Annotated in this window: 22 protein-coding genes and 2 pseudogenes; 12 read left to right on the top strand and 12 right to left on the bottom strand. The window is 73.0% G+C overall.

The window, feature by feature from the left end; translation table 11 throughout:
- Window positions 1–34 precede the first annotated feature (34 nt).
- Window positions 35–1,492, top strand: coding sequence for an aminopeptidase P family protein (locus tag AB0F62_RS02185; RefSeq protein ID WP_361791166.1), 1,458 nt, complete (start codon window positions 35–37; stop codon window positions 1,490–1,492).
- A gap of 150 nt (window positions 1,493–1,642) precedes the next feature.
- Here AB0F62_RS02185 and AB0F62_RS02180 read toward each other — a convergent pair whose 3' ends face one another.
- Window positions 1,643–2,089: an ATP-binding protein gene (locus AB0F62_RS02180; protein WP_018558220.1), complete on the bottom strand. Its 447-nt coding sequence runs from the start codon at window positions 2,087–2,089 to the stop codon at window positions 1,643–1,645.
- Window positions 2,090–2,301: 212 nt separating this feature from the next.
- Between AB0F62_RS02180 and AB0F62_RS02175 the strand changes: the two genes are divergently transcribed.
- The 9 genes from AB0F62_RS02175 to AB0F62_RS02135 all read left to right on the top strand — a co-directional run bounded on the left by AB0F62_RS02175 (window position 2,302) and on the right by AB0F62_RS02135 (window position 11,823).
- Window positions 2,302–3,003, top strand: a complete 702-nt coding sequence (locus tag AB0F62_RS02175; protein WP_361791163.1) for a hypothetical protein — start codon at window positions 2,302–2,304, stop codon at window positions 3,001–3,003.
- A gap of 96 nt (window positions 3,004–3,099) precedes the next feature.
- Window positions 3,100–3,864 (top strand): YcnI family protein, encoded by a 765-nt coding sequence (locus tag AB0F62_RS02170; protein ID WP_361791160.1) that lies wholly within the window; start codon window positions 3,100–3,102, stop codon window positions 3,862–3,864.
- A gap of 77 nt (window positions 3,865–3,941) precedes the next feature.
- The gene (locus AB0F62_RS02165) at window positions 3,942–4,607 is read left to right on the top strand and encodes an SCO family protein (RefSeq protein ID WP_361791157.1); all 666 of its coding nucleotides are present in this window, start codon (window positions 3,942–3,944) and stop codon (window positions 4,605–4,607) included.
- Window positions 4,604–5,053, top strand: coding sequence for a copper chaperone PCu(A)C (locus tag AB0F62_RS02160; RefSeq protein ID WP_361791154.1), 450 nt, complete (start codon window positions 4,604–4,606; stop codon window positions 5,051–5,053). The genes AB0F62_RS02165 and AB0F62_RS02160 overlap by 4 nt, the downstream gene beginning before the upstream one ends.
- A 10-nt stretch (window positions 5,054–5,063) precedes the next feature.
- Window positions 5,064–6,953 (top strand): copper resistance protein CopC, encoded by a 1,890-nt coding sequence (locus AB0F62_RS02155; protein WP_361791151.1) that lies wholly within the window; start codon window positions 5,064–5,066, stop codon window positions 6,951–6,953.
- The gene (gene efeB / locus AB0F62_RS02150) at window positions 6,950–8,185 is read left to right on the top strand and encodes an iron uptake transporter deferrochelatase/peroxidase subunit (RefSeq protein WP_361791148.1); all 1,236 of its coding nucleotides are present in this window, start codon (window positions 6,950–6,952) and stop codon (window positions 8,183–8,185) included. The genes AB0F62_RS02155 and efeB overlap by 4 nt, the downstream gene beginning before the upstream one ends.
- Window positions 8,186–8,217: 32 nt before the next feature.
- Window positions 8,218–9,147: a prephenate dehydratase gene (pheA, locus tag AB0F62_RS02145; RefSeq protein ID WP_361791145.1), complete on the top strand. Its 930-nt coding sequence runs from the start codon at window positions 8,218–8,220 to the stop codon at window positions 9,145–9,147.
- Between the two features lie 586 nt (window positions 9,148–9,733).
- Window positions 9,734–11,011, top strand: coding sequence for a serine--tRNA ligase (gene serS, locus AB0F62_RS02140; RefSeq protein WP_361791142.1), 1,278 nt, complete (start codon window positions 9,734–9,736; stop codon window positions 11,009–11,011).
- Window positions 11,008–11,823 carry a Cof-type HAD-IIB family hydrolase gene (locus AB0F62_RS02135; protein ID WP_361791139.1) on the top strand — a complete coding sequence of 272 codons (816 nt, stop codon included), beginning with the start codon at window positions 11,008–11,010 and terminating at the stop codon, window positions 11,821–11,823. Before serS ends, AB0F62_RS02135 begins: the two co-directional genes overlap by 4 nt.
- A gap of 332 nt (window positions 11,824–12,155) precedes the next feature.
- On the opposite strand, the gene AB0F62_RS02130 is transcribed toward AB0F62_RS02135, so the two are convergent.
- From AB0F62_RS02130 to AB0F62_RS02095, 8 genes and pseudogenes are all read right to left on the bottom strand, one after another.
- Entirely contained in the window at window positions 12,156–12,758 is a 603-nt protein-coding gene (locus tag AB0F62_RS02130; RefSeq protein ID WP_361791136.1) for a YceI family protein, read from the bottom strand.
- A gap of 26 nt (window positions 12,759–12,784) precedes the next feature.
- Window positions 12,785–13,042, bottom strand: a complete 258-nt coding sequence (locus AB0F62_RS02125; protein WP_361791133.1) for a hypothetical protein — start codon at window positions 13,040–13,042, stop codon at window positions 12,785–12,787.
- 97 nt (window positions 13,043–13,139) lie between these two features.
- Complete coding sequence (locus tag AB0F62_RS02120) at window positions 13,140–13,859, bottom strand: ABC transporter permease subunit (protein ID WP_361791130.1); 720 nt, start codon at window positions 13,857–13,859, stop codon at window positions 13,140–13,142.
- A gap of 23 nt (window positions 13,860–13,882) precedes the next feature.
- Entirely contained in the window at window positions 13,883–14,800 is a 918-nt protein-coding gene (locus AB0F62_RS02115; protein WP_361791127.1) for an ABC transporter ATP-binding protein, read from the bottom strand.
- Window positions 14,797–15,702, bottom strand: a complete 906-nt coding sequence (locus AB0F62_RS02110) for an ABC transporter permease (RefSeq protein ID WP_361791124.1) — start codon at window positions 15,700–15,702, stop codon at window positions 14,797–14,799. The genes AB0F62_RS02115 and AB0F62_RS02110 overlap by 4 nt, the downstream gene beginning before the upstream one ends.
- Complete coding sequence (locus tag AB0F62_RS02105; RefSeq protein WP_361791121.1) at window positions 15,689–16,603, bottom strand: ABC transporter ATP-binding protein; 915 nt, start codon at window positions 16,601–16,603, stop codon at window positions 15,689–15,691. The genes AB0F62_RS02110 and AB0F62_RS02105 overlap by 14 nt, the downstream gene beginning before the upstream one ends.
- A 9-nt stretch (window positions 16,604–16,612) precedes the next feature.
- Window positions 16,613–17,110 (bottom strand): annotated as a pseudogene (locus AB0F62_RS02100) (hypothetical protein); the annotation flags it as partial.
- Between the two features lie 508 nt (window positions 17,111–17,618).
- Window positions 17,619–18,287 carry a DUF6344 domain-containing protein gene (locus AB0F62_RS02095; RefSeq protein ID WP_361791118.1) on the bottom strand — a complete coding sequence of 223 codons (669 nt, stop codon included), beginning with the start codon at window positions 18,285–18,287 and terminating at the stop codon, window positions 17,619–17,621.
- Window positions 18,288–18,707: 420 nt separating this feature from the next.
- Between AB0F62_RS02095 and AB0F62_RS02090 the strand changes: the two genes are divergently transcribed.
- On the top strand, window positions 18,708–19,595 hold the full coding sequence (locus AB0F62_RS02090) for an LLM class flavin-dependent oxidoreductase (RefSeq protein ID WP_361791115.1): 888 nt from the start codon (window positions 18,708–18,710) through the stop codon (window positions 19,593–19,595).
- Here AB0F62_RS02090 and AB0F62_RS02085 read toward each other — a convergent pair.
- Window positions 19,588–20,004, bottom strand: a complete 417-nt coding sequence (locus AB0F62_RS02085; protein WP_361791112.1) for a DUF6083 domain-containing protein — start codon at window positions 20,002–20,004, stop codon at window positions 19,588–19,590. The genes AB0F62_RS02090 and AB0F62_RS02085 overlap by 8 nt on opposite strands.
- Before the next feature lie 108 nt (window positions 20,005–20,112).
- Between AB0F62_RS02085 and AB0F62_RS02080 the strand changes: the two genes are divergently transcribed.
- Window positions 20,113–20,973: a Cof-type HAD-IIB family hydrolase gene (locus tag AB0F62_RS02080; protein ID WP_361791109.1), complete on the top strand. Its 861-nt coding sequence runs from the start codon at window positions 20,113–20,115 to the stop codon at window positions 20,971–20,973.
- Window positions 20,974–21,027: 54 nt separating this feature from the next.
- On the opposite strand, the pseudogene AB0F62_RS02075 reads toward AB0F62_RS02080, so the two are convergent.
- A pseudogene (locus AB0F62_RS02075) lies at window positions 21,028–22,119 on the bottom strand (histidine kinase); the annotation flags it as partial.
- 66 nt (window positions 22,120–22,185) lie between these two features.
- Entirely contained in the window at window positions 22,186–25,671 is a 3,486-nt protein-coding gene (gene cydD / locus AB0F62_RS02070) for a thiol reductant ABC exporter subunit CydD (RefSeq protein WP_361791106.1), read from the bottom strand.

The raw sequence follows: 25,671 nt of genomic DNA, 5'->3' as shown, positions 1-25,671 counted from the left end.
TACGATGGGGTGGTCTACAGCGAGGAGGCATGACGTGGCCGAGGACCGCGCCCCGGAGACCCCGGAAGGTGACGAGCCCATCAAGCAGCGGAAGAACGGCCTGTACCCGGCCGTCTCCGACGAGCTCACCGAAGTGATGAAGTCCGGCTGGGCCGACACCGAGCTGCGCGACCTGCAGCCGATCGAGCAGGCTCCGTACGCCGCCAAGCGGCGCGCGGCGCTGTCCGCCCGGTTCCCGGGCGAGCGGCTGGTGATCCCCGCCGGCAACCTGCGCACCCGCGCCAACGACACGGACTACCCCTTCCGTGCCGCCACCGAGTACGTGTACCTCACCGGCGACCAGACCCAGGACGCCGTCCTGGTCCTGGAGCCCCGCGGGGACGGCGGCCACGACGCCACGGCGTATCTGCTGCCCCGCTCCTCGCGCGAGAACGGCGAGTTCTGGCTGGACGGCCAGGGCGAGCTGTGGACCGGCCGCCGCCACAGCCTGGCCGAGGGCGAGGTCCTGCTGGGCCTGCCCTGCGCCGACGTCCGCAAGGTCGCCGAGGCGCTGCGCGAGGCCACCGGCCCGGTCCGGGTGGTCCGCGGCTACGACGCCGGTGTCGAGGCGGCGCTGACCGACAAGGTCACCGCCGAGCGCGACGCGGAGCTGAAGGAGTTCCTGTCCGAGCTGCGGCTGGTCAAGGACGAGTGGGAGATCGGCGAGCTGCAGAACGCCTGCGACTCCACGGCCCGCGGCTTCGAGGACGTCGTCCGGGTCCTGGACAAGGCCGAGGCGACCTCCGAGCGGTACATCGAGGGAACGTTCTTCCTGCGCGCCCGGGTCGAGGGCAACGACGTCGGCTACGGCTCCATCTGCGCCGCCGGCCCGCACGCCTGCACCCTGCACTGGGTCCGCAACGACGGCCCGGTCCGCTCCGGTGACCTGCTGCTGCTCGACGCCGGGGTGGAGACCCACAGCCTCTACACCGCCGACGTCACGCGCACGCTGCCGATCAACGGCACGTACAGCGACATCCAGCGCAAGGTCTACGACGCCGTGTACGAGGCCCAGGAGGCCGGCATCGCCGCCGTCCGCCCCGGCGCCGCCTACCGCGACTTCCACGACGCCGCCCAGCGCGTGCTGACGGAGAAGCTCGTCGAGTGGGGTCTGCTGGAGGGCCCGGTCGAGCGCGTCCTCGAGCTCGGCCTGCAGCGCCGCTGGACCCTCCACGGCACCGGCCACATGCTGGGCCTGGACGTCCACGACTGCGCCGCCGCCCGCACCGAGACCTACGTCAACGGCACCCTGGAGCCGGGCGTGGTCCTCACGGTCGAGCCGGGTCTGTACTTCCAGTCCGACGACCTGACCGTGCCCGAGGAGTACCGGGGCATCGGCGTCCGCATCGAGGACGACATCCTCGTCACCGAGGACGGCAACCGGAACCTCAGCGCGGGCCTGCCGCGCCGCTCCGACGAGGTCGAGAGCTGGATGGCCGGCCTCAAGGGCTGACGCCACCGACACGCAGGAAGGCCGGGGCCCCGCGGACGGTGTCCGCGGGGCCCCGGCCTTCCCGCCGTGCGGGGCGGCGCGATCCCGGGCGGACCCCGGGCCGTGTCGTCCTGGGCCGTGTCCTCCTCGGCCGTGTCGCCCCAGGAGGCCCTACGAGACCTTGAGCAGGGAGTCGTCCCGCCACTTGAGGATCTTGTCGAAGCTGACCACCGCCCCGTGCCCGGGACGGTTGTGGAAGTGGACGTGGTCCACGAGCGCCTCGATCAGGAAGAGGCCGCGCCCGTGCTCCGCGTGCTGGTCCTTCTTCGCCAGCGGCCGTACGGAGTGGTGCGTACGGCGCAGGTCCGGGGCGAAGCCCGGTCCGGAGTCCGCCACCTCGATGCGGCAGCGGTCCCCTTCGATGCGGGCGGTCACCCGGTACTCGCCGTGCGCGGCGTGCTCAACGGCGTTGGCACAGGCCTCGGTGAGTGCGACGGACAGGTCGTAGGAGATGTCCGGATCCACCCCGGCCGTCTCCATCGTCCCCAGCAGGAGCCGGCGGGCGAGCGGAACGCTCGCAGCCTCGCGCCGCAAGTGGAGGGACCACCAGATGCTCATGCTCAGCCTCCTGGCTGCGGCTCGACATACCGATACGTATTGCCCCGAAACACGGTCGGTAAGCGTGGCGTTGACGTGATGCCAGCCATACGGCGGATGCCGTCGCTCCTCAGGCCGGTGTAGGAACGCCGCCGGACGCCATAGCACAGACCGACACGTTCCGGGACCCGCCGTTCGCAACGGGGGCGCGCGGTGAGAGGATGACGCCCGTCATGTCTTCCCCCGTGCGCGCCGGCGCCGATCTGCGACTGCTGCGGGCCGCGGTGTTCACCGCGGTCTGCGTCGCGTTGTCCGCGGGCGCGCACACGCTGGCCTCGGGGCACGGCGTACCCGGCTGGACGCTGGCGGTGGGCTGGCTCACCGTCTTCGCCGTCGCCGTCCCGCTCGCCGGGCGGGAGCGCTCGATGCCGGCGATCGCGACCGGCCTCGCGGGCGGCCAACTCGCGCTGCACGTGCTGTTCAACGTGGGCGGGGTCTGCGGGCGCGGCGGCGGCATCGCCGAGATCGCCGGCCGGCTGCTCTGCGACGAGCCGGCGACACGGCTCGCCTCCCACGCGCACGGCATGCCCGGGATGCCCCACCCGGCGGCCGAGAACACGATGCTCTCCTACAGCCTCCCCATGCTGCTCGGGCACGTGCTCGCCGCGGTGACCGCCGGCTGGCTGCTGCGCCGCGGCGAGGCCGCGCTGTGGCGGCTGCTCGCGCTGTCGGTCCGCGGGCTGACCGAGTTGTCGGGCGGTGCCCTGCGCCACGCCGTCGCGCTCGTGCGCGTCCTGCTGACAGGGGCCCCGGCCGCGTCCGGCCCCGTCCCCGCCGCGGGCCGCACCCGGGACGTCACCCGTGTGCCGCGCACCGTGCTGCTGCGGCACAGCCTGGCCCGGCGCGGCCCTCCGGCGTACGCCCTCGCGGCCTGAACGCGACCCGCTCCACCGACGTATGAGGGCGGAGTCGCGCGCGCCGCACGCGTGCCATCCGCCACTTTCCCTCCGTCATCGTGGAGTCTCCGCATCATGAACACCGTCATGCGCCGCGCCACCGCCCTCGCCGCCGTCACCGGGGCGGCCGTGCTCGCCACCGCCGTCCCCGCCTTCGCGCACGTGAGCGTCCAGCCCGGCAACGCCGCCAAGGGCGGCTACAGCACGGTCGCGTTCAAGGTCCCCAACGAGGACGACAAGGCCGCGACGATCAAGGTCGAGGTCAACCTGCCGATCGACCACCCGATCGCCTCGGTCTCCACCCAGCCGGTCCCCGGCTGGACGGTGCAGATCACCAAGAGCAAGCTCAAGACCCCGCTGAAGACGCACGGCGGCGAGATCACCGAGGCGGTCACGAAGATCACCTGGAGCGGCGGGAAGATCAAGCCCGGCGAGTTCCAGCAGTTCCCGGTCTCCCTGGGCCCGCTGCCCGAGGACACCGACCAGCTGGTCTTCAAGGCTCTCCAGACGTACGACAACAAGGAGGTCGTGCGCTGGATCGAGGAGCAGCAGAAGGGTCAGGAGGAGCCGGAGCACCCGGCTCCCGTGCTGACCCTGGCCGACGCCGCGGAGGACGGCCACGGCCACGACGCCTCCACCGCGGACGACAAGAAGGACGACGCCAAGGCCGAGGCCGTCTCGGCGTCCGGCGACGGCGCCACCGAGAAGGCGGCCTCCGCCGACGCCAGTGACACCACGGCCCGGGTGCTGGGCGTCGTCGGCATCGTCGTGGGCGTGCTCGGCGCCGCCTTCGGCGTGCTGGCCGGCCGTCGCCGCGGCACGGGCACCCCGTCCGCCTGACGCACCATCGCCGGGGCGGCCGTCGCGCACGCGCCGCGGCCGCCCCGGCGCCGCAACGAATTCCTGGGGAATCCCTGATGCGTACCACCCTCAGGGCGGCAGCCTCGGCAGCCGCCGTCGCCGCACTCGCCCTGACCCTCGCCGCCTGTGGCGGCGCCGACGGCTCCGGAACCGGCTCCGCCGCCGAGCCGGTCGTCTCCGTCGAGGGGACGCCGAAGGCGGCGACCGTCCTCGACACGCCCTTCGAGAAGCCGGACATGATCCTCACGGACACGCACGGCGAGAAGTACGACCTCGTGGAGCGGACCGCGGGCCGGCCGACCCTGCTCTTCTTCGGTTACACCCACTGCCCCGACGTGTGCCCCACGACGATGAGCGACATCGCGATCGCCAAGTCGAAGCTGCCCAAGGCGGAGCAGGACAAGCTCGTCGTCGTCTTCGTCACCACCGACCCCGAGCGCGACACCCCGCAGCGGCTCGGCGAGTGGCTGGCGGCGCAGGACAAGTCCTTCGTCGGCCTCACCGGCGACTTCGCCACGATCCAGGCGGGCGCGCGTGCGCTCGGCGTGGACGTGGAGAAGCCGGTGAAGGAGAAGGACGGCAGCATCACCGTGACGCACGGCGCCCAGGTGATCGCGTACTCGCCCAAGGACGACAAGGCGCACGCGCTGTACATGTCCGGCACGACGTCCGAGGAGTTCGCCGCCGACCTGCCGAAGATCATCGCGGGGCGGACGCCGTGACCCGCTCCCTACGGCTGATCCCCGTGGCGGCGGCGCTGGTGCTGCTCGGCGCCACGGCCTGCTCCGGGTCCCCGGAGGGTCCCGAACTGAAGGTGAGCGCCGCCTACATCCCGCAGCCCGCGCTGGCGGACATGGCGGCCGGCTACTTCACCGTCACCAACACCGGCGGCACGGACGCGCGGCTGACCTCCGTCACCAGCGACCTGTCCGGCGACATCACCCTGCACAGCACCGACGACAACCGGATGCGCCGGGTGACCTCCTTCACCGTCCCCGCGGGCGGGCGGCTCACGCTCGCGCTCGGCGGCAACCACCTGATGCTGACGGACCTGGAACACAAGCCCGTGGCCGGCGAGCGGGTGGCGCTGCGCCTGCACTTCGACGACGCCGACACCATCGACGTACGCGTCCCGGTCAAGCCCGCGGGCTACCGCCCGGGGGACTGAGGAGAGCGCCATGAGGGTGATGACGAAGACCGCGCTGCGCCTGCTGGCCGTACCGCTCGCCGTGCTCGGCCTGCTGTTCGGCACCGCCGCGCCGGCGTCGGCGCACGCCGCGCTGGTGGGCTCCGACCCGGCGCAGGGAGCGGTCGTCCAGACCGCGCCGGCACAGGTGCGGCTCACCTTCTCCGAGGGTGTGCTGCTGTCGAAGGACTCCATCCGCGTCCTCGGCCCGGACGGGAAGCGCGCCGAGACCGGCGGGGCGAACGACGGCGGCCGGGGGAACACGACGGCCGCCGTCGCCCTGCGGCCGGGACTCGGCGACGGCACCTACACCGTCGCGTGGAAGGTCGTCTCGGCCGACAGCCACCCGGTGGCGGGCGCCTTCATCTTCTCCATCGGCGCGCCTTCCAAGACCTCCGTCCCGCTGCCCACCGAGGAGGTGGGCGGGGGAATCGTCGGCACGCTGTACGACATCGGCCGCTATGCCGCCTACCTCGGCTTCGCGCTGCTCGTCGGCGCCGCGTTCTTCATCGGCGTGTGCTGGCCGGAGGGCGCGCGGACGCGGTCGATGCGGCGGCTGGTGGCCACCGGGTGGGCGGCGATGGTCGCCGCGACGATAGCGCTGCTGATGCTGCGCGCCCCCTACGCCGCCGGGGGCGGACTCGGCGACGCCTTCGACCTCGGCGGCGTGCGCGACGTCCTGGACACCCGGCCCGGCGCGGCGCTGCTCTCCCGGCTGCTGCTGCTCGCCGCGGGCGCGGTGTTCATCGCCGTGCTCTTCGGCAGCTGGGCCAAGCGGGAGGACCCGGTCGAGCGCCAGGACCTCGCCTGGGGCCTGGCCATCGGCGGCACGGTCGTGTCGGTCGGCCTGGCCGCGACATGGGCCATGGCCGAGCACGCCTCGGTCGGCATCCAGGCGTCGGTGGCGATGCCGGTCGACATCGTGCACCTGCTGGCCATGGCCGTCTGGCTCGGCGGCCTCACCGCGCTGCTGATCGCGCTGTGGGGCGGGCAGCGTGTGGAGCGGGCCATCGTGCGCCGCTTCTCGAAGATCGCCTTCGGGGCCGTCGTGACGCTGGTCGTCACCGGCGTCTACCAGTCCTGGCGCCAGCTCGGTTCCTGGGACGCGCTGGTGTCCACCGGATACGGGCAGCTGCTGCTGGTCAAGATCGGCCTGGTCATCCTGCTGGTGGAACTGGCCTGGCTCTCCCGCCGCTGGACCGCGCGGCTCGGCGACGCCGCCGTCCGCGGCAGGGCCGCCGTCGCCCAGCCGGTCGCGGCGGGACGGAAGGGGGCCGGCGGCGCGTCCGGCGGGGACGCCTCCGAACGCGCCGGGCAACTGGCCCGGCAGGAGGCCGCGCTGGCGAAGGAGCGGGCCCGCAAGGAGCGCGACGCCGACACCGAGCGCACCGGGCTGCGCAAGTCCGTGCTGGCGGAGGTCGCCGTCGCGGTCGTGGTGCTCGCCGTCACGACGCTGCTCACCGGCACCCAGCCGGGACGGGCCGCCGAGGAGGGCGCAGCGCAGCAGCGCGCGTCGGCGCCGGTCACCGAGGTGCCGGAACCGCTGGACGTCAGGATCCCGTTCGACACGGGCGGCACGAACGGCAAGGGCGAGGCCGAGGTGACGCTCGACCCGGGCGGTGTCGCCGAGAACGAGCTCCACCTGCTGGTCACCGCCCCCGACGGCCGGGCCTTCGACGTACCCGAGGTGAAGCTCTCCTTCACCCTGAAGTCGAAGAAGATCGGCCCCATCCCGGTGACACTGGGCAAGGTCGACACCGGCCACTGGAGCGCCGAGAACGTCCAGATCCCGGTCCCCGGGGAGTGGACGATCGCCGTGACCGTACGGACCTCGGACATCGACCAGGTCACCCGCACCAAGGCAGTGAAGATCGGCTCATGAACGACCGCCCTCAGGATCTCTCGCGGCGCCGTCTGCTCGGCACGGCCGGCGCGGCCGGCGCCGCCGGGCTGCTCGTGGGCGGCGCCTCGGGTGCCGTCGCCGCGCACGCGACGCGGGAGCAGCCCACCGCGCTGACCTCGGTCGGCGCGACGGCCGTGCCGTTCCACGGCGTCCACCAGGCCGGCATCAGCACCCCGCTGCAGGCCCGCGGCCACCTGGCCGCCTTCGACCTGGCCGCGGGGGCCGACCGCAAGAGCGCCGCGGCGCTGCTGCGCCGCTGGTCGGCGGCGGCCGAGGCGATGACGGAGGGCCGGGCGCCCTCGGGCGACAACCAGATCGCCCTGGACGCCGGGCCGTCCTCGCTCACCGTCACCTTCGGCTTCGGCCGGACCTTCTTCGGCAGGACGGATCTGGCCCGGCGGATGCCCGAGGCGCTCGCCCCGCTGCCGGACTTCGCCGCCGACGCGCTCGACCGCCAGCGCAGCGACGGCGACCTGTGGATCCAGATCGGCTCCGACGACGCGCTGGTCGCCTTCCACGCCCTGCGCGTGCTGCAGAAGGAGGCCGCGGGCGCGGCCACGCTGCGCTGGCAGATGAACGGCTTCAACCGCACCCCCGGCACGACCGCGCAGCCGCGGACGGCCCGCAACCTGATGGGCCAGGTCGACGGCTCCAACAATCCCCGGCCCTCCGACCCCGACTTCGACGCGCGCGTCTTCGTCCCGGCCTCCGGTTCCCCGGAGTGGATGGCGGGAGGTTCCTACGCGGTCGTCCGGCGCATCCGCATGCTGCTGGACTCCTGGGACAACCTCCCCCTGGCGCGCCAGGAGAAGGTGATCGGGCGCCGCAAGTCCGACGGCGCCCCGCTGTCCGGTGGCACCGAAGCCGCCAAGCCCGACCTCGACAAGCTCGGTCCCGACGGCCGGGCCTTCGCCATCGCCGCCGACGCGCACGTTCGCGTCGCCGCCCCGGCCTCCAACGGCGGCGCGGCGATGCTGCGGCGCGGCTTCTCGTACCACGACGGCTACCGCGACGACGGCGCCCCGGACGCCGGGCTGCTCTTCGTCGCCTGGCAGGCCGACCCGCTCAAGGGGTTCGTCCCGGTACAGCGCAAGCTCGACCGGGGCGACGGGCTGTCGCGCTTCCTGCGGCACGAGGCGAGCGGGCTGTTCGCGGTACCGGGCGGAGCGGCGCCGGGCGAGTACGTGGGACAGCGGTTGCTGGAGTCCTGAGGAGAACGCCCCGGACCACTAGGCTTGCAGGCATGTCGCCGGCGAGCCGCTACACGTATCTCGGCCCTGAGGGCACCTTCACCGAGGCCGCGCTGCGGACGCTCCCGGAGGCCGCGACGCGCGAGCTGGTGCCGATGGTCTCGGTGCAGGCCGCGCTCGACGCGGTGCGCGTCGGGGAGGCGGCGGCGGCCCTCGTCCCCATCGAGAACTCGATGGAGGGCGGCATCACCGCGACCCTCGACGAACTGGCGGCCGGCTCCCCGCTGATGATCTACCGCGAGGTGCTGCTGCCCATCGCCTTCGCGCTGCTGGTGCGGCCGGGTACGCGACTGGGCGACGTCAAGACCGTCACGGGCCACCCGGCGGCGCAGGTGCAGGTCCGCAAGTGGCTGTCGGCGCATCTGCCGGACGCCGCGTGGGAGTCGGCGGCGTCGAACGCGGACGGCGCGCGGCTGGTGGCGGAGGGCCGGTTCGACGCGGCGTTCGCGGGTGAGTTCGCGGCGCCGACGTACGGGCTGGAGCCGCTGGTCACCGAGATCCACGACGCGGCGAACGCCGAGACCCGCTTCGTCCTGGTCGGCCGGCCGGCCCGGCCGGTCGCCCCGACCGGCGCCGACAAGACCTCGGCGGTGTTCTGGCTGGGCGACGACCATCCGGGCGCGCTGCTGGAGCTGCTGCAGGAGTACGCCGTGCGCGGGGTGAACCTGATCCGCATCGAGTCGCGGCCGACCGGTGAGGGCATCGGCCGGTACTGCTTCTCGGTGGACTGCGAGGGCCACATCACCGAGCGCCGGGTCGGGGAGGCGCTGATGGGCCTGAAGCGGATCTGTCCGCAGGTGCGCTTCCTGGGCTCGTACCCGCGCGCGGACGAGGTGCCGCCGCAGCAGCGCAAGGGCACCACGGACGAGGAGTTCACGGCGGCGGCGGACTGGCTGGGACGCACCCTCGACGGACGGGTCTGAGGCCCCCTCGCACCGCTTTCAGGGCCCTCCGGTGAACAACCGGTGGGCCCTTCGGTTGTCCACCGCGTTATCCACAGGCCCTTCCCGCGGGCTGGGGATAAGTCGACAGAACAAGTCGCCCAAGGAACCGCCAGATCGACAAATCGGCACACTCGCACCAAGGTGCCCCACGGACCCCCAGGTCATCATTCGTCATCCCAATACCTTCGAACAACTCGATAGAGGGAAGAGTTCTCACTCGAAAGGGAGTGTTGGGAGGGTTTGGACCGGGAATCAACGGGCCGGCGACCACCCCGCGGAACGATCAAGTCCATCTTCCACAGCCCATCCACACCCGCTGTGGACAAGCCAGGGGGAAACCCTCCCCCCTGTGGATAACTCCCCGCTCCGGACCTGCCCCAACTACCCTTGTCCACAGGCCACATGCCCTCCCCGGAGGGATGCGCGGAATTCGGTTGACGGTTACCCGCTCGCCATTATCGGCCGTACGGCATTCACCGCGCCCCCCTTTTCGAATCGGGCATAACGCCCGATAAAGCACTTAACTTGTCGCGTCCTCACCCGGCGCACCGGTAGCCTGTTCCCCGTGATTGACCTTCGCCTGCTTCGTGAGGACCCCGACCGTGTGCGCGCCTCCCAGCGCGCCCGTGGAGAGGACGTCGCGCTCGTCGACGCCCTGCTCTCCGCCGACGAGCGGCGCAGGTCGTCCAGTACCCGCTTCGACGAGCTGCGCGCGGAGCAGAGGTCGCTGGGCAAGCTGGTCGGCAAGGCGCAGGGCGAGGAGCGGGCCGAGCTGCTGAAGCGGGCCGAGCAGCTCAAGGCCGCCGTCAAGGGCGCCGACGCCGAGCAGCACGAGGCCGCCGAGGAGGCGCGGCGCCTGCTGCTGCAGCTCGCCAACATCGTCCACCCGGACGCCCCCATCGGCGGCGAGGATGACTTCGTCGTCAAGGAGGTCGTCGGCAACCCTCGCGACTTCGCCGCCGAGGGCTTCGAGCCCAAGGACCACATCGACCTGGGCGAGCTGCTCGGCGCCATCGACGTCGACCGCGGCGCCAAGGTCTCCGGCTCGCGCTTCTACTACCTGACCGGCGTCGGCGCGCTGCTGGAGCTGGCCCTGGTCAACGCGGCCATCGCGCAGGCCACCGCGGCCGGCTTCACCCCCGTGCTGACCCCGACGCTGGTCAAGCCGGAGGCCATGGCCGGCACCGGCTACCTCGGCCAGGTCGAGGACGACGTGTACTACCTGGAGAAGGACGGCCTGTACCTGGTCGGCACCTCCGAGGTCCCGCTCGCCGCGTACCACATGGACGAGATCATCGAGGCGGGCAAGCTGCCGCTGCGCTACGCGGGCTTCTCGCCCTGCTACCGGCGCGAGGCGGGCTCGTACGGCAAGGACACCCGCGGCATCATCCGGGTCCACCAGTTCGACAAGGTGGAGATGTTCGTCTTCACCCGGCCCGAGGACGCCGAGGCCGAGCACGCGCGGCTGGTCGAGTGGGAGAAGCAGTGGCTGACCTCGCTGGAGCTGCCGTTCCGGGTGATCGAGCTGGCCTCGGGTGACCTGGGCTCCTCGGCGGCGCGCAAGTTCGACTGCGAGGCGTGGATCCCGACCCAGGGCAAGTACCGCGAGCTGACCTCGACCTCGAACACCACCGAGTTCCAGGCCCGCCGCCTCTCCATCCGGCTGCGGGACGAGAACGGCACCCGCCCGCTGGCCACGCTCAACGGCACGCTCTGCGCCATCCCGCGCACCATCGTCGCCCTTCTGGAGAACCACCAGCAGGCCGACGGCTCGGTCCGCGTCCCCGAGGTGCTGCGCCCGTACCTGGGCGGCCGCGAGGTACTGGAGCCGGTCGCCAAGTGACCGCCCCGCTCCCCTACCGTCTGATCGCGACGGATCTCGACGGCACGCTGCTCGGTCCCGACCACACCGTCTCCGAGCGTTCCCGCAAGGCACTCGCCGCGGCCACCGCGGCGGGTGCCGAGCACATCGTCGTCACCGGACGCCCGGTGGCCCGCACCGTGCACGTCCTGGAGGACCTCGGCTACGAGGGCCTGGCCGTCTGCATGCAGGGCGCGCAGGTCTACCACGCGGGCGAGCGGCGGCTGCTGACCTCGGTCACGCTGGACCGGCAGACCGCCCGGGCGGCGCTGGCCAAGATCGAGGCGGAGACCGGCCGGCTGGCTGTCGCGGCGGCGCTCGACGGCGTGGACGGCGACATCGTGCTGGGCCCCGGCTACCGGCTGTTCGACTCCGAGCTGCCGGTGGGCGGCGAGGTGGACGACGTGGAGGGGCTGTGGGCGTCGCCCGTCAGCAAGCTCTACATCCAGCACCCTCGGATGGGTGACGACGAACTCGCGCACGCGGCGACCGCGGCGGCCGGCGGCCTGGTGAGCGCGGTGATGTCCGGCGCGGGCATCGTGGAGCTGCTGCCGCTGGGCCTGTCCAAGGCCCGGGGGCTGTCGCTGGCCGCCCGCCGGCTGGGCCGGACCGCGCAGGACACCATCGCCTTCGGCGACATGCCCAACGACCTGCCGATGTTCGAGTGGGCGGGCCACGGCGTCGCGATGGGCAACGCCCACGCCCTGCTGAAGGCGGCCGCCGACGAGGTCACGGCGTCCAACGGCGAGGACGGGATCGCCCTGGTCCTGGAGCGGCTCTTCCCCGGGATCTGAGCCCGCGGCAGGGCGGACCCATCCGGCAGGGGGGCGAGCTGCTCGATTCCGGTGCGCGCATGCCCGTGGCCCCGTTGGCACCAAAAACGCACGGAGAAGCCCACAAGCGCCGGAGATCCGGACCGCTCATGGGCGACGTGAACACCGACGGTGAGGGCCGGCGGACGGATGTGGCTCCCGTGGGGAGCGCGCCCGCCCGCGGGCCTGGGTGACGACCCGGGCCGCCGCGCCGCTCGGTGCGGTGCGGCGGCGCCCGGTGCCGGCGGTGCCGGCCGTCTCGTCCGCTGCCGTCCCCTCCGTCGTACGGCAGGGGGACGGCTGTATCAGCGGGTTCAGGCCGCCTTGATCGCGGAGATGTCGAAGGTCAGCTTGACCTTGTCGCTGATCAGGACGCCGCCGCCCTCGAGGGCCGCGTTGTAGGTGAGGCCCCAGTCGCCGCGGTTGACGGTCGTGGAACCCTCGAAACCGACACGGAGGTTGCCGTAGGGGTCGGTGGCGGAGCCGTTGTAGGTGAAGTCGATGGAGACCGGCTTGGTGGTGCCCTTGATCGTGAGGTCACCGTGCATGCGGTAGGTCTCGTCGTCGACCTGCTCGGCGGAGGTGCTGCGGAAGCTGATCTCCGGGTAGGTGGCGACGTCGAAGAAGTCGCCGGTGCGCAGGTGCTCGTCGCGCTGCGCCTGGTTGGTGTCCACGCTGACGACCTTGATCGACACCTCGGCGGAGGAGTTGGCCGGCTTGGCGCCGTCCAGGCTCAGCTTGCCCTCGTACTCGGCGAACTGGCCGCGCACGGTCGTGACCATGGCGTGGCGCACGGAGAAGCCGACCTCGCTGTGGGTGGGGTCGATCGTGTACTCGCCGGTGAGGTGCGCCAGGTCCGCGGTGGGGGCGGCGGTGGTGGTCTCGGCGGCGTCGCTCTTGCGGCTGAACAGGCCCATCGTGAACTCCTTGGGGACGTCTTGGTTTACGTTTCAACCTCTTTCACCGTAGCGACATTCCCTTGAATTTTCAATGAGGACTGTGACGTGGCCCACTTTCGGGGGGCGGGTGCGAAACGACGAGGGCGCCGGCTCCGGGCGAGACGGACGCGGAGCCCGGCGGCGACGCGCGCGGCGAGCCCGTCGATGCGATGGGCCAGCTCCGGGCTGAACAGCGCGATGAGCAGGCCGAGGGCGGCCAGGAACACACCCATGGCGAAGAGCAGCGGAGTCTCGGACATCACGCCGCAAATCTGACAATCCGATGTGCGGACGGCGGGGGAGCAGGGCCGCCCGGGCGGGAGAAGACCACCCGGGCGGCCCACTGCTACGACGCGGGGATCACTCCTCGCCGGCCAGCGTCAGCGACCGCATCCGCTGCCCCGCGAAAGCCGTGGCGGCCAGCGTGACACCGATCAGCAGCACCACCGCCAGCGGCAGCCCCACGTCGGAGGTCACCATGCCCTCGCCCGCGATCTTCTGGGCCAGCGCCAGGGCCCACTGCTGCACGCTCAGTGTGCGCGCCCCCGGCACCAGGCTGCCGATCAGCGACTCCCAGATCAGCGCGTAGACCAGGCCGAAGACGACCGCCTGCCGCGTCACCACGCCCAGCAGGAGGAAGATCGCGGCGTACGTGACGGAGGCGACCGCCGCCGCGGCGGTGAACGCGACCGCGATGCCCTGGCTGTTGCCGTTGAGGATGAACCCGGCGATCAGGGTCGGCACGGCCGAGAAGACCACCGAGACCCCGATGGCGACCAGCAGCTTCGTGACGATGATCGTCGGCCGCCGCACCGGCTTGGCCAGCAGGTAGATGATCGAGCCGTCGTCGATCTCCGGCCCTATGGCACCGGTACCGGCGATCACTCCGACCAGCGGCACCATCGTCGCCAGGGCGAAACCGCCCAGCACCGAACTCGCGATGGAGTCGTCGGCGCCGACCAGCACCCGTACCGCCACGGCGATCAGGATCAGCAGCGCGGGCAGGGCGAACAGGACCAGGGCCCGGCGGCGGCCGAGCAGCCCCCGGTAGGTCAGCCTGGCCACGGTGGGATTGAACATCGAAGCTCCTTACAGCCGGGTGCCTACGCCGTGACCAGGTAGGAGAAGACGCTCTCCAGGGACTCGTCGGACGGCGAGACCGTGTAGAGCCGGATGCCCCGCTCCCGCGCGACGCGCGGCAGCAGCTCGGTGAAACCGGCGAAGTCGATCGCCTGGATCCGCAGCGCCCGCTCCTTCCAGTCCAGCTCGATGGCGGCCGTGGAACCGTCCGCGATCAGCGCCGCGGCGAGTGCCCGGTCGTCGCTGGAGCGCACCAGGTAGCGGTGCGGCCGGTCGGTCATGAGCCGGCGGATCTTGCGGAAGTCGCCGGAGGCGGCGTGCCGGCCGGCGACGACCACCTCGATGTGGCTCGCCAGCTGCTCGACCTCCTCGAGGATGTGCGAGGAGAACAGCACCGTCCGGCCCTCGGCCCCCATCCACCGCAGCAGGTCCATCAGCTGCATGCGCTGGCGCGGGTCCATGCCGTTGAACGGCTCGTCCAGCAGCAGCACCGACGGATCGTGCACCAGGGCGGCGGCCATCTTCGCGCGCTGCCGCATGCCCTTGCTGTACGTGGAGACCGGACGGTCCTGGGCGAACTCCATCTCGACCGTGGCCAGGGCGCGCTGCGCCGCCGCCCCCGGATCGGCCAGGCCCTGCAGCTCGGCGTTGGCGACCACGAACTCGCGGGCGGTCAGGAAGTCGTACATCGCCTCCCGCTCGGGCACGATGCCGATGTGCCGGTACACCTGCTCGTTCCGCCAGACCGTGGCGCCGTCGAGGGTGACGCCGCCCGCCGAGGGGGCGAGGAAGCCGCCCATCATGTTGATCAGGGTGGACTTGCCCGCGCCGTTGGGGCCGAGCAGACCGGTGACGCCCGGGCCGATCGTCATCGTGACGTCGTTGACGGCGACGACGTTGCCGAACCAGCGGGACACATGGTCGATGGACAGGGTGGTCACGACAGAACGGCCTTTCGGTAGCGGCGCATCAGCAGGCCGAAGGAGCCGGCGATCACGGCGAGGAGGACGAGGAGGTAGACCGTGCCGACGACCGCGGTCTTCGGGCCCGCGCCTTCGACGAAGCTGGAGGTCGCGCCCAGCCACCAGGTCTGCGTGCCGTCGATCAGCGTGATCGGCGAGAACAGGCCCAGCCAGGCGATCACGGTCTCGTTGCCGTTGATGGAGGCCACTCCCTGGACGCTGCTCACCGCGCCGTACGAGAGCGTGAACACGGCGATGACCGCGGCGACGCCGAAGCCCCGGCGGGGCGTGAGCGCCGCGATGACCAGGCCGATGCCGGCGAACAGCAGGGACAGCAGCAGCGCGGACAGCAGGGCCTTGGCGAAGCCCTCGCTCTGGTCGCCGACGTCGAACTTGGCCAGCAGCGCGCCGATGTACATGATCAGCAGCGGGACCCCGGTGAGGATGAACAGCGCCGTGGTCAGCGCCGCGAACTTCGCCGCGACGTAGTCGACCGCCTCGATCGGACGGGAGAAGTAGAGCGGGGTCGTCTTGAAGCGCAGGTCGAGCGAGACCGCCTGCGGCGCCTGCGCCGCGAGGTAGAGGCCGATCACGGCCTGCATGATGATCACATACTGGGTGTACTCGATCGGCAGCTCGGTCGCCTTCGTCCCGATCGCCACCGCGACCATGATGGCGGCGGGCCCGCACATCACGGCCAGAAGGATCATCGGCAGCACCTTGGACTTCGCCGAGCGGCCGAGGCCGTAGGCGCTGCGCAGGCTCTGCGCGTACAGCGACTTGCGCGCGTAGCCGCGACCCAGGCGCGGCCCGTCGTAGTGCCGGTAGCCGATGTCGTGGATGACGTCGGCCGCGGGCGGCCTGCCCTCAAGCTGCGTCATGGTCGTTCCCTCCCCGGAAGATCTCGGCGATGCGGTGCCGGTGCTGCTCCATGCGCACCAGGCCCGTGCCGAGCTCCGCGACCGCGTCGCGGACCGCGTCGTACGTCTCGTCCCCGTCGATGTCGACCATGATCAGCCGGCCGTCCGCGTGCGCGTTGAGCCCGGCGGCGGTCAGCTTCGCGACCAGTTCGTCCTCGTGCTCGGTGACCTCGACCGTGAGCGAGGCGGTCGCCTGCGTGAAGTCGCTGGTCGAGGAGGAGCGCAGGAGGGAGCCGCCGTCGATGACCACGATGTGGTCGCTGGTGCGCTCCAGCTCACCGAGCAGATGGGAGGTGACCAGGACGGAGATGCCGAAGTCGGTGTGGACCCGGCGGATCAGCCCGAGCATGTCGTCGCGGCCGACGGGGTCCAGCCCGTTCGTCGGCTCGTCGAGCAGCACCAGCCGGGGGTCGTGGACCAGCGCCTGGGCCAGCTTCACCCGCTGCTTCATACCCGTGGAGTAGCCGCCCATGGGACGGTACCGCTCCTCGTACAGGCCGACATGGCGGAGCGTGTCCGCGGTGCGCTCGCGCGCGGCGGCCGGCGGCAGGCCCGAGATGCGGGCCATGTGCACGACGAACTCGGTCGCCGACACGTCCGGCGGCAGGCAGTCGTGCTCCGGCATGTAGCCCACGTGGGCGCGGATCGACGCGCCCTCGGTCGCCACATCCATGCCCAGCACGGAGGCCCGGCCTTCCGTGGCCGGCGCCAACCCCAGCAGGATCTTGATCAGGGTCGACTTGCCGGCTCCGTTGGCACCGACCAACCCGGTCACACCGGGTGCGATGTCGACGGTGAGCCGGTCCAGAGCGGTCACCCTCGGGTACCGCTTCGTCAGGCTTTCGGTAGCGATCACAGTCACGCCACGAACCTAGTGGCGTGGACCACACCCCGTCGTCACTCTGGGGGGCGGTTGTGCGTAGTCCTTCGGGTTGACTCCCCCGTAGGGGAGGCGGTGCGGGACGTCCGACTTGCCGGGGTTCCTCCTGCGGATCGCGCGGTTCAGCCGTAGTGGGACGTCCGGGAGCGTCGTCGGCTCCACCGGTCGCCCTGGGCGGGCCGGCCCCCGCGGCGGTGCCGCGCGGTGCTGCGTTCGGTCGTGGGGTGCGAGTACGGGTGCGTGGCGATGCCTGCGGGCATGCCTGGGGGTGTGCCTGTTCGCGTATGGGTGCCGCGCTCGCGTGGGGTGTGCGTGGGTGTGCTGTGCGTGGTTGGGCTGCGCGTGCTTGTGCTGTGCGTGCGTGAGTCGTACGTGCGTGAGCTGTGCGTGGTTGGGCTGCGCGTGCTTGTGCTGTACCTGCGTGAGTCGTACGTGCGTGAGTCGTACGTGCGTGAGTCGTACGTGCGTGAGTCGTACGTGCGTGAGTCGTACGTGCGTGAGTCGTACGTGCGTGAGCTGTGCGTGCGTGAGTCGTACGTGGGTGTGCTGTACGTTCCTGTGCTCGTCTCGCCGTACGCGTGGATGCGGCGGCGAGCGCCGCCGTGCGCGGGCGGTTCGGTGACCGGACGGTTCAGGACCCCGGTACGGGCCGGGCTGTCCCGCCGCTTGTGGAGCCCCGTCGAGCCGGCGGTGACCGTCACAGCCTCGGGGGTGCGGGTCGTCTCCGGCATCGTCGTCCTCGTCCTCGTTGTCCTGCTCGTTGTCCTGCTCGTGATCCTGCTCGTGGTCCTGCTCATCGCCGTGCTTCGGCTCGGGCCCGTGCGTGTGCCCGTCGTCCGGGGCGTCCGGACGGTCCCGCTGTCGTGGGCGCCGGGGTTGTTCGCTGCCCCGCGGGTGGTCCGCTCGACGCGGCCCTCCGGGGTCGGGACGGCTTGACGTTCCGTCAACGGGCGCCGTGCGGCGCGCCGTACCGGCTGGTCACGCGCGTCCGCGGCGGTCATGCGCAGAGCGCCCACTCGCGGCGGGGGGTACGGGCCGGGGCCTCGGTCGCGTCGGTCAGCGCGGGGTCGAGGCCGGCGTCGCCGATCGGACGGGTGCGCACGCGGGCCACAGGCGAGGCGCCGTGGGCCTCGGCGCGGATGCGCTGCTTCATCGTCGGCGGCAGGGACAGCGCGTTGGAGCCGGTCGCGGCGGTGAGGCAGGGTCCCGTTTCGCAGGCGGTGGACGGCTCGGGCACGACGGGCTCGTCGCGGTGCGCAGTACGGGACGGCGTGCGGACGGACGTACGGGACGGCGTACGGACGGACGTGGGGGGTGGCGTGCGGAACGACGCGGGGCTCTGCGTACGGGATGGCGTACGGGTCGATGTGCGGGACGACGGGAGCTCGGGTGTGCGTCCGCCTGGTTCGACACGGAGTCCCGGCCCGGACGCGGCGGCGCCCACGGCCACCGGTTGTGGTGCCGGCTCCGTTCGCGGAGCCGGCGCCCAGTGGCGCACCGCCTCCGCGGTCGGCAGGAACCGGGTCCCGGGGACCGTCTCCGGTCGCGGCGCGGCCGGAGCCGTGCTACGCGACGCCGGGACGGCGAACCCGAAGTACGCGACCATCTTGAGCAGGAGCGTCACGAAGACGTCCCAGAACGTCCTGACATGGGTGTTGGCAGCCATGACCTCTCACTTCCTTCGGTGAGTCGGGAGCGACTAATCCGATGATGCGGAAGTGAGCACGAAATCCTCGGTGCCGCACCCCGAGGGTGCCGATATTCCGATCAACACCACCCGGGTGGCCCAGCCGTGCCCCGGCCGGCCGCTCCCGCGCCGGATTTCCGGCGGCCTGCGCTCTGGGTTGCGACCCCTCGCGGAAGGGGGTATCCGGCACTCCCCGGCAGGTCACCGCCACCGTGCGGGCCCGGACCGGACCGGTTTCCGGCGACGGGGACCGAGGGCGCCGTGGTGCGGAAGCGCAGCTCGTACGGCAGGACCGCCGGCGGGTTCCACCGGACGGGCGCCACCGGCGGGATCATCCCGCAGGGCCCCTCGGCGGTCGCGTCCCCGGCCGCCGAAAGGCCACCCCGTAGGGTTGGGGGCATGCGCCTGAGCACTGTGATCCTGCCGATCCACCGCTGGAACGAGGGCCGGAAGGTCTGGCGTCGGGCCGAGGAACTCGGTTTCCACGCCGCCTACACCTACGACCACCTGTCCTGGCGGAGCTTCCGGGACGGTCCGTGGTTCGGCGCGCTGCCGACGCTGACGGCGGCGGCCGCGGCGACCGAACGGATCCGCCTGGGCACGCTGGTGACGTCGCCGAACTTCCGGCACCCGGTGACGCTCGCGAAGGAACTGATCACCCTCGACGACGTCAGCGAGGGCCGGCTGACGCTCGGCATCGGCGCCGGCGGGGTGGGCTACGACGCGACCGCGCTGGGTCAGGAGCCGTGGACGCCGCGCGAACGGGCCGACCGCTTCGGCGAGTTCGTCGCCGTGCTGGACCGGCTGCTGACGGAACCGGTGGTGACGCACGAGGGCGACTTCTACTCGGCGCACGAGGTGCGGAACATCCCCGGCTGCGTCCAGCGGCCGCGGGTGCCCTTCGCGGTGGCGGCGACGGGTCCCCGCGGGCTGCGGCTGGCGGCGCGCTACGGCCAGGCCTGGGTGACGTACGGCGACCCGAAGGGCCCGGCGGACGTGCCCGTGGAGAAGTGCCCCGAGGTCGTCTCGCGGCAGTTCGACCTGCTGGAGATCGCCTGTGCGGAGATCGAGCGCGATCCGCGCGAACTCGACCGCGTGCTGCTGACCGGGTCCACGGCGGAGCGCCCGCTGGAGTCGCTCGACGCCTTCGTCGACTTCGCGGGCCGCTACGCGGAGATCGGCATCACGGAGATCGTGGTCCACTGGCCGGTGCCGGACTCCGTCTACGCGGCCGACGTCAAGGTCTTCGAGCGGATCGCCACCGAGGCGCCGGCCCAGCTCAGTTGAGCCGGCGGCGGGCGTTGCGCCGCCACTGGCCGAGCAGCACGGGCGACGCCGTGAGCGGCGGGCCCGCGGGGCAGACGTCGAAGTGGCTGATCCGGCACGTGTCGGAGGGCGCGGTCGCGCGCAGGTTGACCGCCGTGCCGTCGCCCGCGACGCGCCAGCGGCGACCGGCCGGGACGGCGGCGAGAGGCCACTCGCCGGGCTCGATCAGGATCCAGTAACCGCCGGAGGTGCGGTGCCGGTACGCGGCGCAGGCACACCGGCCGCAGGTCGTGGCGGTGCCGGCCGCCGGGTCGGCGACGGGTATCGCGGCGCGCGCGGCCAGGCGGATGCCGTCCACGACGGTCGGCAAAGCGTCGGCCAGGAGCACCGGTTCCCGGTCGGGCTGCTCTTCACAACGCACAAGGGCCATGACGTGATGGTGGCACCCCGCACTGACAACGAAGACGGAGTGTGTGGCGGTGGTCGCACTCCGCACCCGCCTGCTGTCATATGCATCCGCATGGGGGACCATGGGTCGGTGACCTCAGCCACCCAGCATCCCCGGACCCCGGACGCCACCCTCGCGGCCCCCGCGCCGCGGCTGATCGCCACCGACCTGGACGGCACGCTGCTGCGCGACGACAAGACCGTTTCGGCCCGGACGATCGCCGCGCTGGCGGACGCGGAGGCCGCGGGCATCGAGGTCTTCTTCGTCACCGGCCGTCCCGCGCGGTGGATGGACGTCGTCGCCGCGCACACCGCGGGCCACGGCATGGCGATCTGCGCCAACGGCGCCGCCGTCTACGACCTGCACCGCGGCAGACGCCTGCTCGCCGCCTACCCCCTCGACCCGCGGGACGCGCTCGCGGTCGTCACGATCCTGCGCGGCGCCGTCCCCGGCACGGCCTTCGCCGTCGAGCTGACCGGCGGCTTCGCCTACGAGCCGGAGTACCCGCCGTACGCGCCCACGCCGGACGCGGTCGTCGCCCCGGTGGAGGAACTGCTCGACGGCGGGCGGCAGGGCCAGCCCGTACTCAAGCTGCTGGCCAAGCACCCGTCCATGGACCCGGACGCCTTCCTGCGCACCGCGCGGGCCGCGGCCGGGGAGCACGCCGAGATCACCCGGTCCAGCGCGTCGGCGCTGCTGGAGATCAGCGGCACGGGGGTCAGCAAGGCCACGACGCTCGCGCGCTGCTGCGCGGACCTCGGCATCTCCGCCGAGGAGGTCGTGGCCTTCGGGGACATGCCCAACGACCTGCCCATGCTGTCCTGGGCCGGCACCTCGTACGCGGTCGCCAACGCCCACCCCGACGTGCTCGCCGCCACGACGCACCACACGGTGGCCAACGAGCAGGACGGCGTCGCCCGCGTCATCGAGCGGATCCTCGCCGGCCGCTGACCGGACCGCACGCGCGTACGGGGCCGGGGCGGCCCCTCGCGGCGGGGCCGGTGGTCACAGGGGCGCCTCCCAGGCGAGCGTGGTGCCCCTGCCGTCCGGCCCCGGCCCGAAGATCGACTCGCCGCCCAGCGACTCCGCGCGCCGCGCGAGGTTGCGCAGTCCGCTGCGCCGTCCGGTCTCCGGGATGCCCACACCGTCGTCGGAGACGATCAGCCGCACCCCCTCGCGTCCGTCGGACAGGACGGCGGTGGCGTCGAGGACCACCTCGACCCAGGTGGCGCCCGCGTGCCGCTGCACATTGGACAGCGCCTCGCGCAACGCCGCCACGAGATTGCGGGCGCTGAGCGCGCCGACCCGCGAGTCGACCGGCCCCACGAAGCGGACCGAGGGCTGGAAGCCCAGGCCCCGGGCGGCCGAGCCGGTCTCCCGCAGGACCTGGGCGCGCAGCCCCGCCGGTGCGTCGTCCCGCGGCTCCTGCTGCAGTGCGAAGATCGCCGTCCGCACCTCCTGGATGGTGGCGTCGAGCTCCTCGACCGCGTGCGCGATGCCCTCCTCGGCGTCGGGCGGCAGCGCCTTGCGCCGGGCGCCCTGGAGCATCAGCCCGGTCGCGAAGAGCCGCTGGATGACCAGGTCGTGCAGATCGCGGGCGATCCGGTCGCGCTCCTCGTAGACGGCCAGCCGGTTGCGGTCGCGCTGGGCGTCGGCGAGCAGCAGCGCCAGCGCCGCCTGCGCCGCGAACTGGGTGGCGACAAAGCGCTCGTCCTCGGTGAACCCCGGGACGCCGTGCTTCCTCGGCAGCGCGAGGGCGCCCATCACATGCCCGCTGCTCTGGAGCGGCAGCATCATGCACGCTCCGAAGCGCGGGGCGATGGCCGTGGTCATCCGGTCGTCGGTCGCGGCGTCCTCGACGAACACCGGCTCCCCCGCCATCAGCGGCGCCACGGGCGGGCTGTCCGCCTCGAGGACCGTGCCGACCAATCCCGCGGGCTGTTGGGCCGAGACCGCGACCACCTCCAGGCCGCCCTCGACGGTCGGCAGCAGAACCAGGCCCGCGTCGGCCCCCACGAGCGCGCGGGCCTGCTCGGCGACGACGTCGAGCGCGTCGACGCCCGGTTGTTCGTCCGCCAGCAGCGCGGACGTGACCGAGCCGACGGCGTCCAGCAGCTTGGCCAGTCGTTCTGCCATACGGCGAGCCTAGGGCGGTGCCGCGCCCTACGCCGTGATCGACTCCGGCTCCGGCGCGCCCACCCCGTCCGGCGCGTCCGCCGCCCGCTCGCGTTCCAGGCCCCGGCGGAAGGGACCCTCGGCGGCGGCCAGCTCCCGGTACCCGCCGCGCTGGACGACGCGGCCCCGGTCGAGGACGAGGATCTCGTCGACCGCGTCCAGCCCGGTGAGGCGGTGGGTGATCAGCACGGTCGTCCGGCCCGTGGTCGCGGTCAGCAGATCGGCGGTCAGCGCGTCGGCGGTGGCCAGGTCCAGGTGTTCGGCGGGCTCGTCGAGTACGAGAACGGGGAAGTCGGCGAGCAGGGCGCGGGCCAGTGCGAGCCGCTGCCGCTGGCCGCCGGACAGGCGGGTGCCGTGCTCGCCGACCGGGACGTCGAGATCCAGGTCGAGGCGGGCGGCGGTGAGGGCCGCCCGCAACTCGGCGTCGGCCGCGCCCGGCCGGGCCAGCCGCAGGTTCTCGCGGACCGTGCTGTCGAAGGCGTGCGCGTCCTGGGCGCACAGGCCGACCATGCGGCGTACGGCGTCGCCGTCGAGGGCCGTCGCGTCGGTGCCCGCGAGGGTGTACGCGCCCTCCTCGACGTCCAGGAAGCGCAGCAGCACATGGGCGAGGGTCGTCTTGCCGGATCCGGACGGGCCGACGACGGCGATCCGGCGACCGGGCGTCAGTTCCAGGTCGACGCCCTCCAGCGCGGGCCGGCGCTGTCCCGGGTGACGGGCCGACAGTCCGCGCAGGACCAGCGGGTGGGGCCCCTCGGGTGCCGCGGCGGGACGTTCCGGCTCCCGTACGGGCTCGGGTGTGTCGAGCACGTCGTAGACGCGCTGCGCCGCCTGCCGGCTGCGCTGCCGGTACTGCGCCGCGAGCGGCATGGCCGCCACCGCCTCGAAGGCGGCGAGCGGGGTGAGCACGACGACCGCGAGCGCGATTCCGCGCAGCTCCCCGGCGGCCGCCGCCCGGACGCCCGCCCAGGCGCAGACGGTGACGGTGAGACCGCAGACCAGCGCTCCGAGTCCGGCCCCGAGCGCCGCACCGGCCGCGGAGCGCGCCGCGATCCGGGTGAGCACGCGGTCGGCCTCGGCCGCCTTCGCGCGGCGCCCGGGCAGCGCCCCGGCGACCGTGAGCTCGGCGGTGCCGGTCAGTACCTCCACGACCTGGGCCGCGAGCTCGCCGCGGGCGGGGGCGAGGGCCCGTTCGGCGCGCCGGGCGAGCGCCGCCGACAGGGCGGGGACGGCGACTCCGGCGGTGAGCAGCCCCGCGGCCAGGACGGCTCCGGCGCCGGGGAGCAGCCAGGCGGTGAACGCGGCCGACGCGGCGCCGGTCAGGACGGCGGCGCCCGCGGGGAGCAGCCAGCGCAGGAAGTAGTCCTGCAGGCCGTCCACATCGGCGACGAGGCGGGAGAGCAGGTCGCCCCGCCGGGTGTCCCGCAGCGCGGCGGGCGCGAGGCGTTCCAGCCGGCGGTACACCGCGACCCTGAGGTCGGCGATGGCCCGGAAGACGGCGTCGTGCGCGACGAGGCGCTCGGCGTAGCGGAACACGGCCCGGCCGATGCCGAACGCCCGGGTCGCCGTGACCGCCACCATCAGATAGAGCACCGGCGGCTGCTCGGAGGCCCGGGAGATCAGCCAGGCCGAGGTCGCCATCAGGCCCACGGCGCTCAGCAGCGCGAGCGTGCCCAGCAGCAGCGCGAGCGCGAACCTAGGCCGCAGCGGCGAGGCGGTCCGGCGGACCCGTGCAAGAGGCGCAGAGGACGCGGGAACCGTGCCGGCATGTGCCGCGCCGAGGGGTTCGGGAGCCGGGGCGGTGGTCGCCGTGGGGCTTGCGGCCTGCGCCGTGGGGGCCCGGAGCTCCGTGGCGCGCGGCGCGGTGCGCTCGGCCCGGCCGGTGAGCCGCACCGTACGGTCGGCCACGGCGAGCAGCGCCGGGCGGTGCACCACGAGCAGCACCGTGCGTCCCGCCGCCAGCCGCCGTACGGCGTCGACCACGGCGGCCTCCGTCTCGCCGTCCAGTGCCGCCGTGGGCTCGTCGAGCAGGAGCAGCGGCCGGTCGGCGAGGAACGCCCGGGCCAGCGCGACGCGTTGCCGCTGTCCGGCGGAGAGCCCGGCGCCGCCCTCTCCGACGGCGGCCGCCGGGTCGAGGTCCGGGGCGCCCGCGTCGTGGAGCGCGGCACGCACCTGGGCCGGGGTCGCGTCGGGCCGGGCGAGCCGTACGTTGTCGGCGACGGTCCCGGCGAACAGGTGCGGCCGCTGGGGCACCCAGGCGATCTGCCGGTGCCAGCCGGCCGGGTCGTGGGCGGCGAGGTCGGTGCCGTCGACCAGGACGCGCCCCGAGGTCGGCTCGGTGAAGCCGAGCAGCACCCCGAGGAGCGTGCTCTTGCCGATGCCGCTGGGCCCGGTGAGGGCGATCGTCTCGCCGGGGGAGACCCTCAGGGACACCGCGCCGAGACGGCCCTCGACGGCGACCCCGTCCAGTTCGACGGCCGCTGTGCGCAGATCGGGGGCCGGGGCGGTGCCGCGTCCCGGCGGCGCGGTCTCCAGGACGGCGAACACCTCGTCGGCGGCGGAGAGCCCTTCGGCGGCCGCGTGGTAGTGGGCGCCGACCTGGCGCAGCGGCAGATACGCCTCGGGCGCCAGGACGAGGATGACGAGCCCGGTGTAGAGGTCGAGTTCACCGTGGACCAGCCGCATGCCGACGCCCACCGCGACCAGGGCGACGGAGATGGTGGAGAGCAGTTCCAGCGCGAAGGAGGAGAGGAAGGTGATGCGCAGCGTCCGCATCGTGGCGCGCCGGTAGTCGGCGGTGATGGCCCGGACGGACTCCGCCTGGGCCTTGGCCCGGCCGAAGACCTTGAGGGTGGGCAGGCCCTCGACGACGTCGAGGAAGTGGCCGGACAGCCGGGCGAGCAGCCGCCACTGGCGGTCCATGCGGGCCTGGGTCGCCCAGCCGATGAGGACCATGAAGACCGGGATGAGGGGGAGGGTCAGGGCGATGGTGAGCGCCGAGATCCAGTCCTCGGTGACGATCCGGGCCAGGACGGCGGCGGGTACGACGACGGCCAGGCCCAGTTGGGGCAGGTAGCGGGCGAAGTAGCCGTCGAGGGCATCGATGCCGCGGGTGGCGAGTGTGGTCAGTTCACCGGTCCGGCGTTCGGTGAGTCCCGCGGGGCCGAGCGCGGTGACATGCTCCAGCAGCCGGGTGCGCAACTGGGACTTGACGGCCGCCGAGGCCCGGTGGGCGCACAGCTCCGTGAGCCAGGAGACGACGGCCCGGCCGGCCGCGACACCGGCGAGCAGCAGCAGCGGGGTGCGCAGCGCGCCGGCGTCCAGACCGTCCTGGAAACCCCCGACGACGAGCTCCGCGATGAGCATCGCCTGCGCGATGACCAGTCCCGCGCCGGCGAGGCCGAGCAGGACGGAGACGGCGAGGAACACCCGGGTCGAGCGCGCGTACCTCAGGAGCCGGGGGTCGACAGGTTTCAC

Origin of the sequence: Streptomyces sp. NPDC026673 (genome assembly GCF_040638135.1) — a bacterium.
Classification (GTDB): Bacteria; Actinomycetota; Actinomycetes; order Streptomycetales; family Streptomycetaceae; genus Actinacidiphila.
This window is presented reverse-complemented; position numbering and strand designations above follow the sequence as displayed.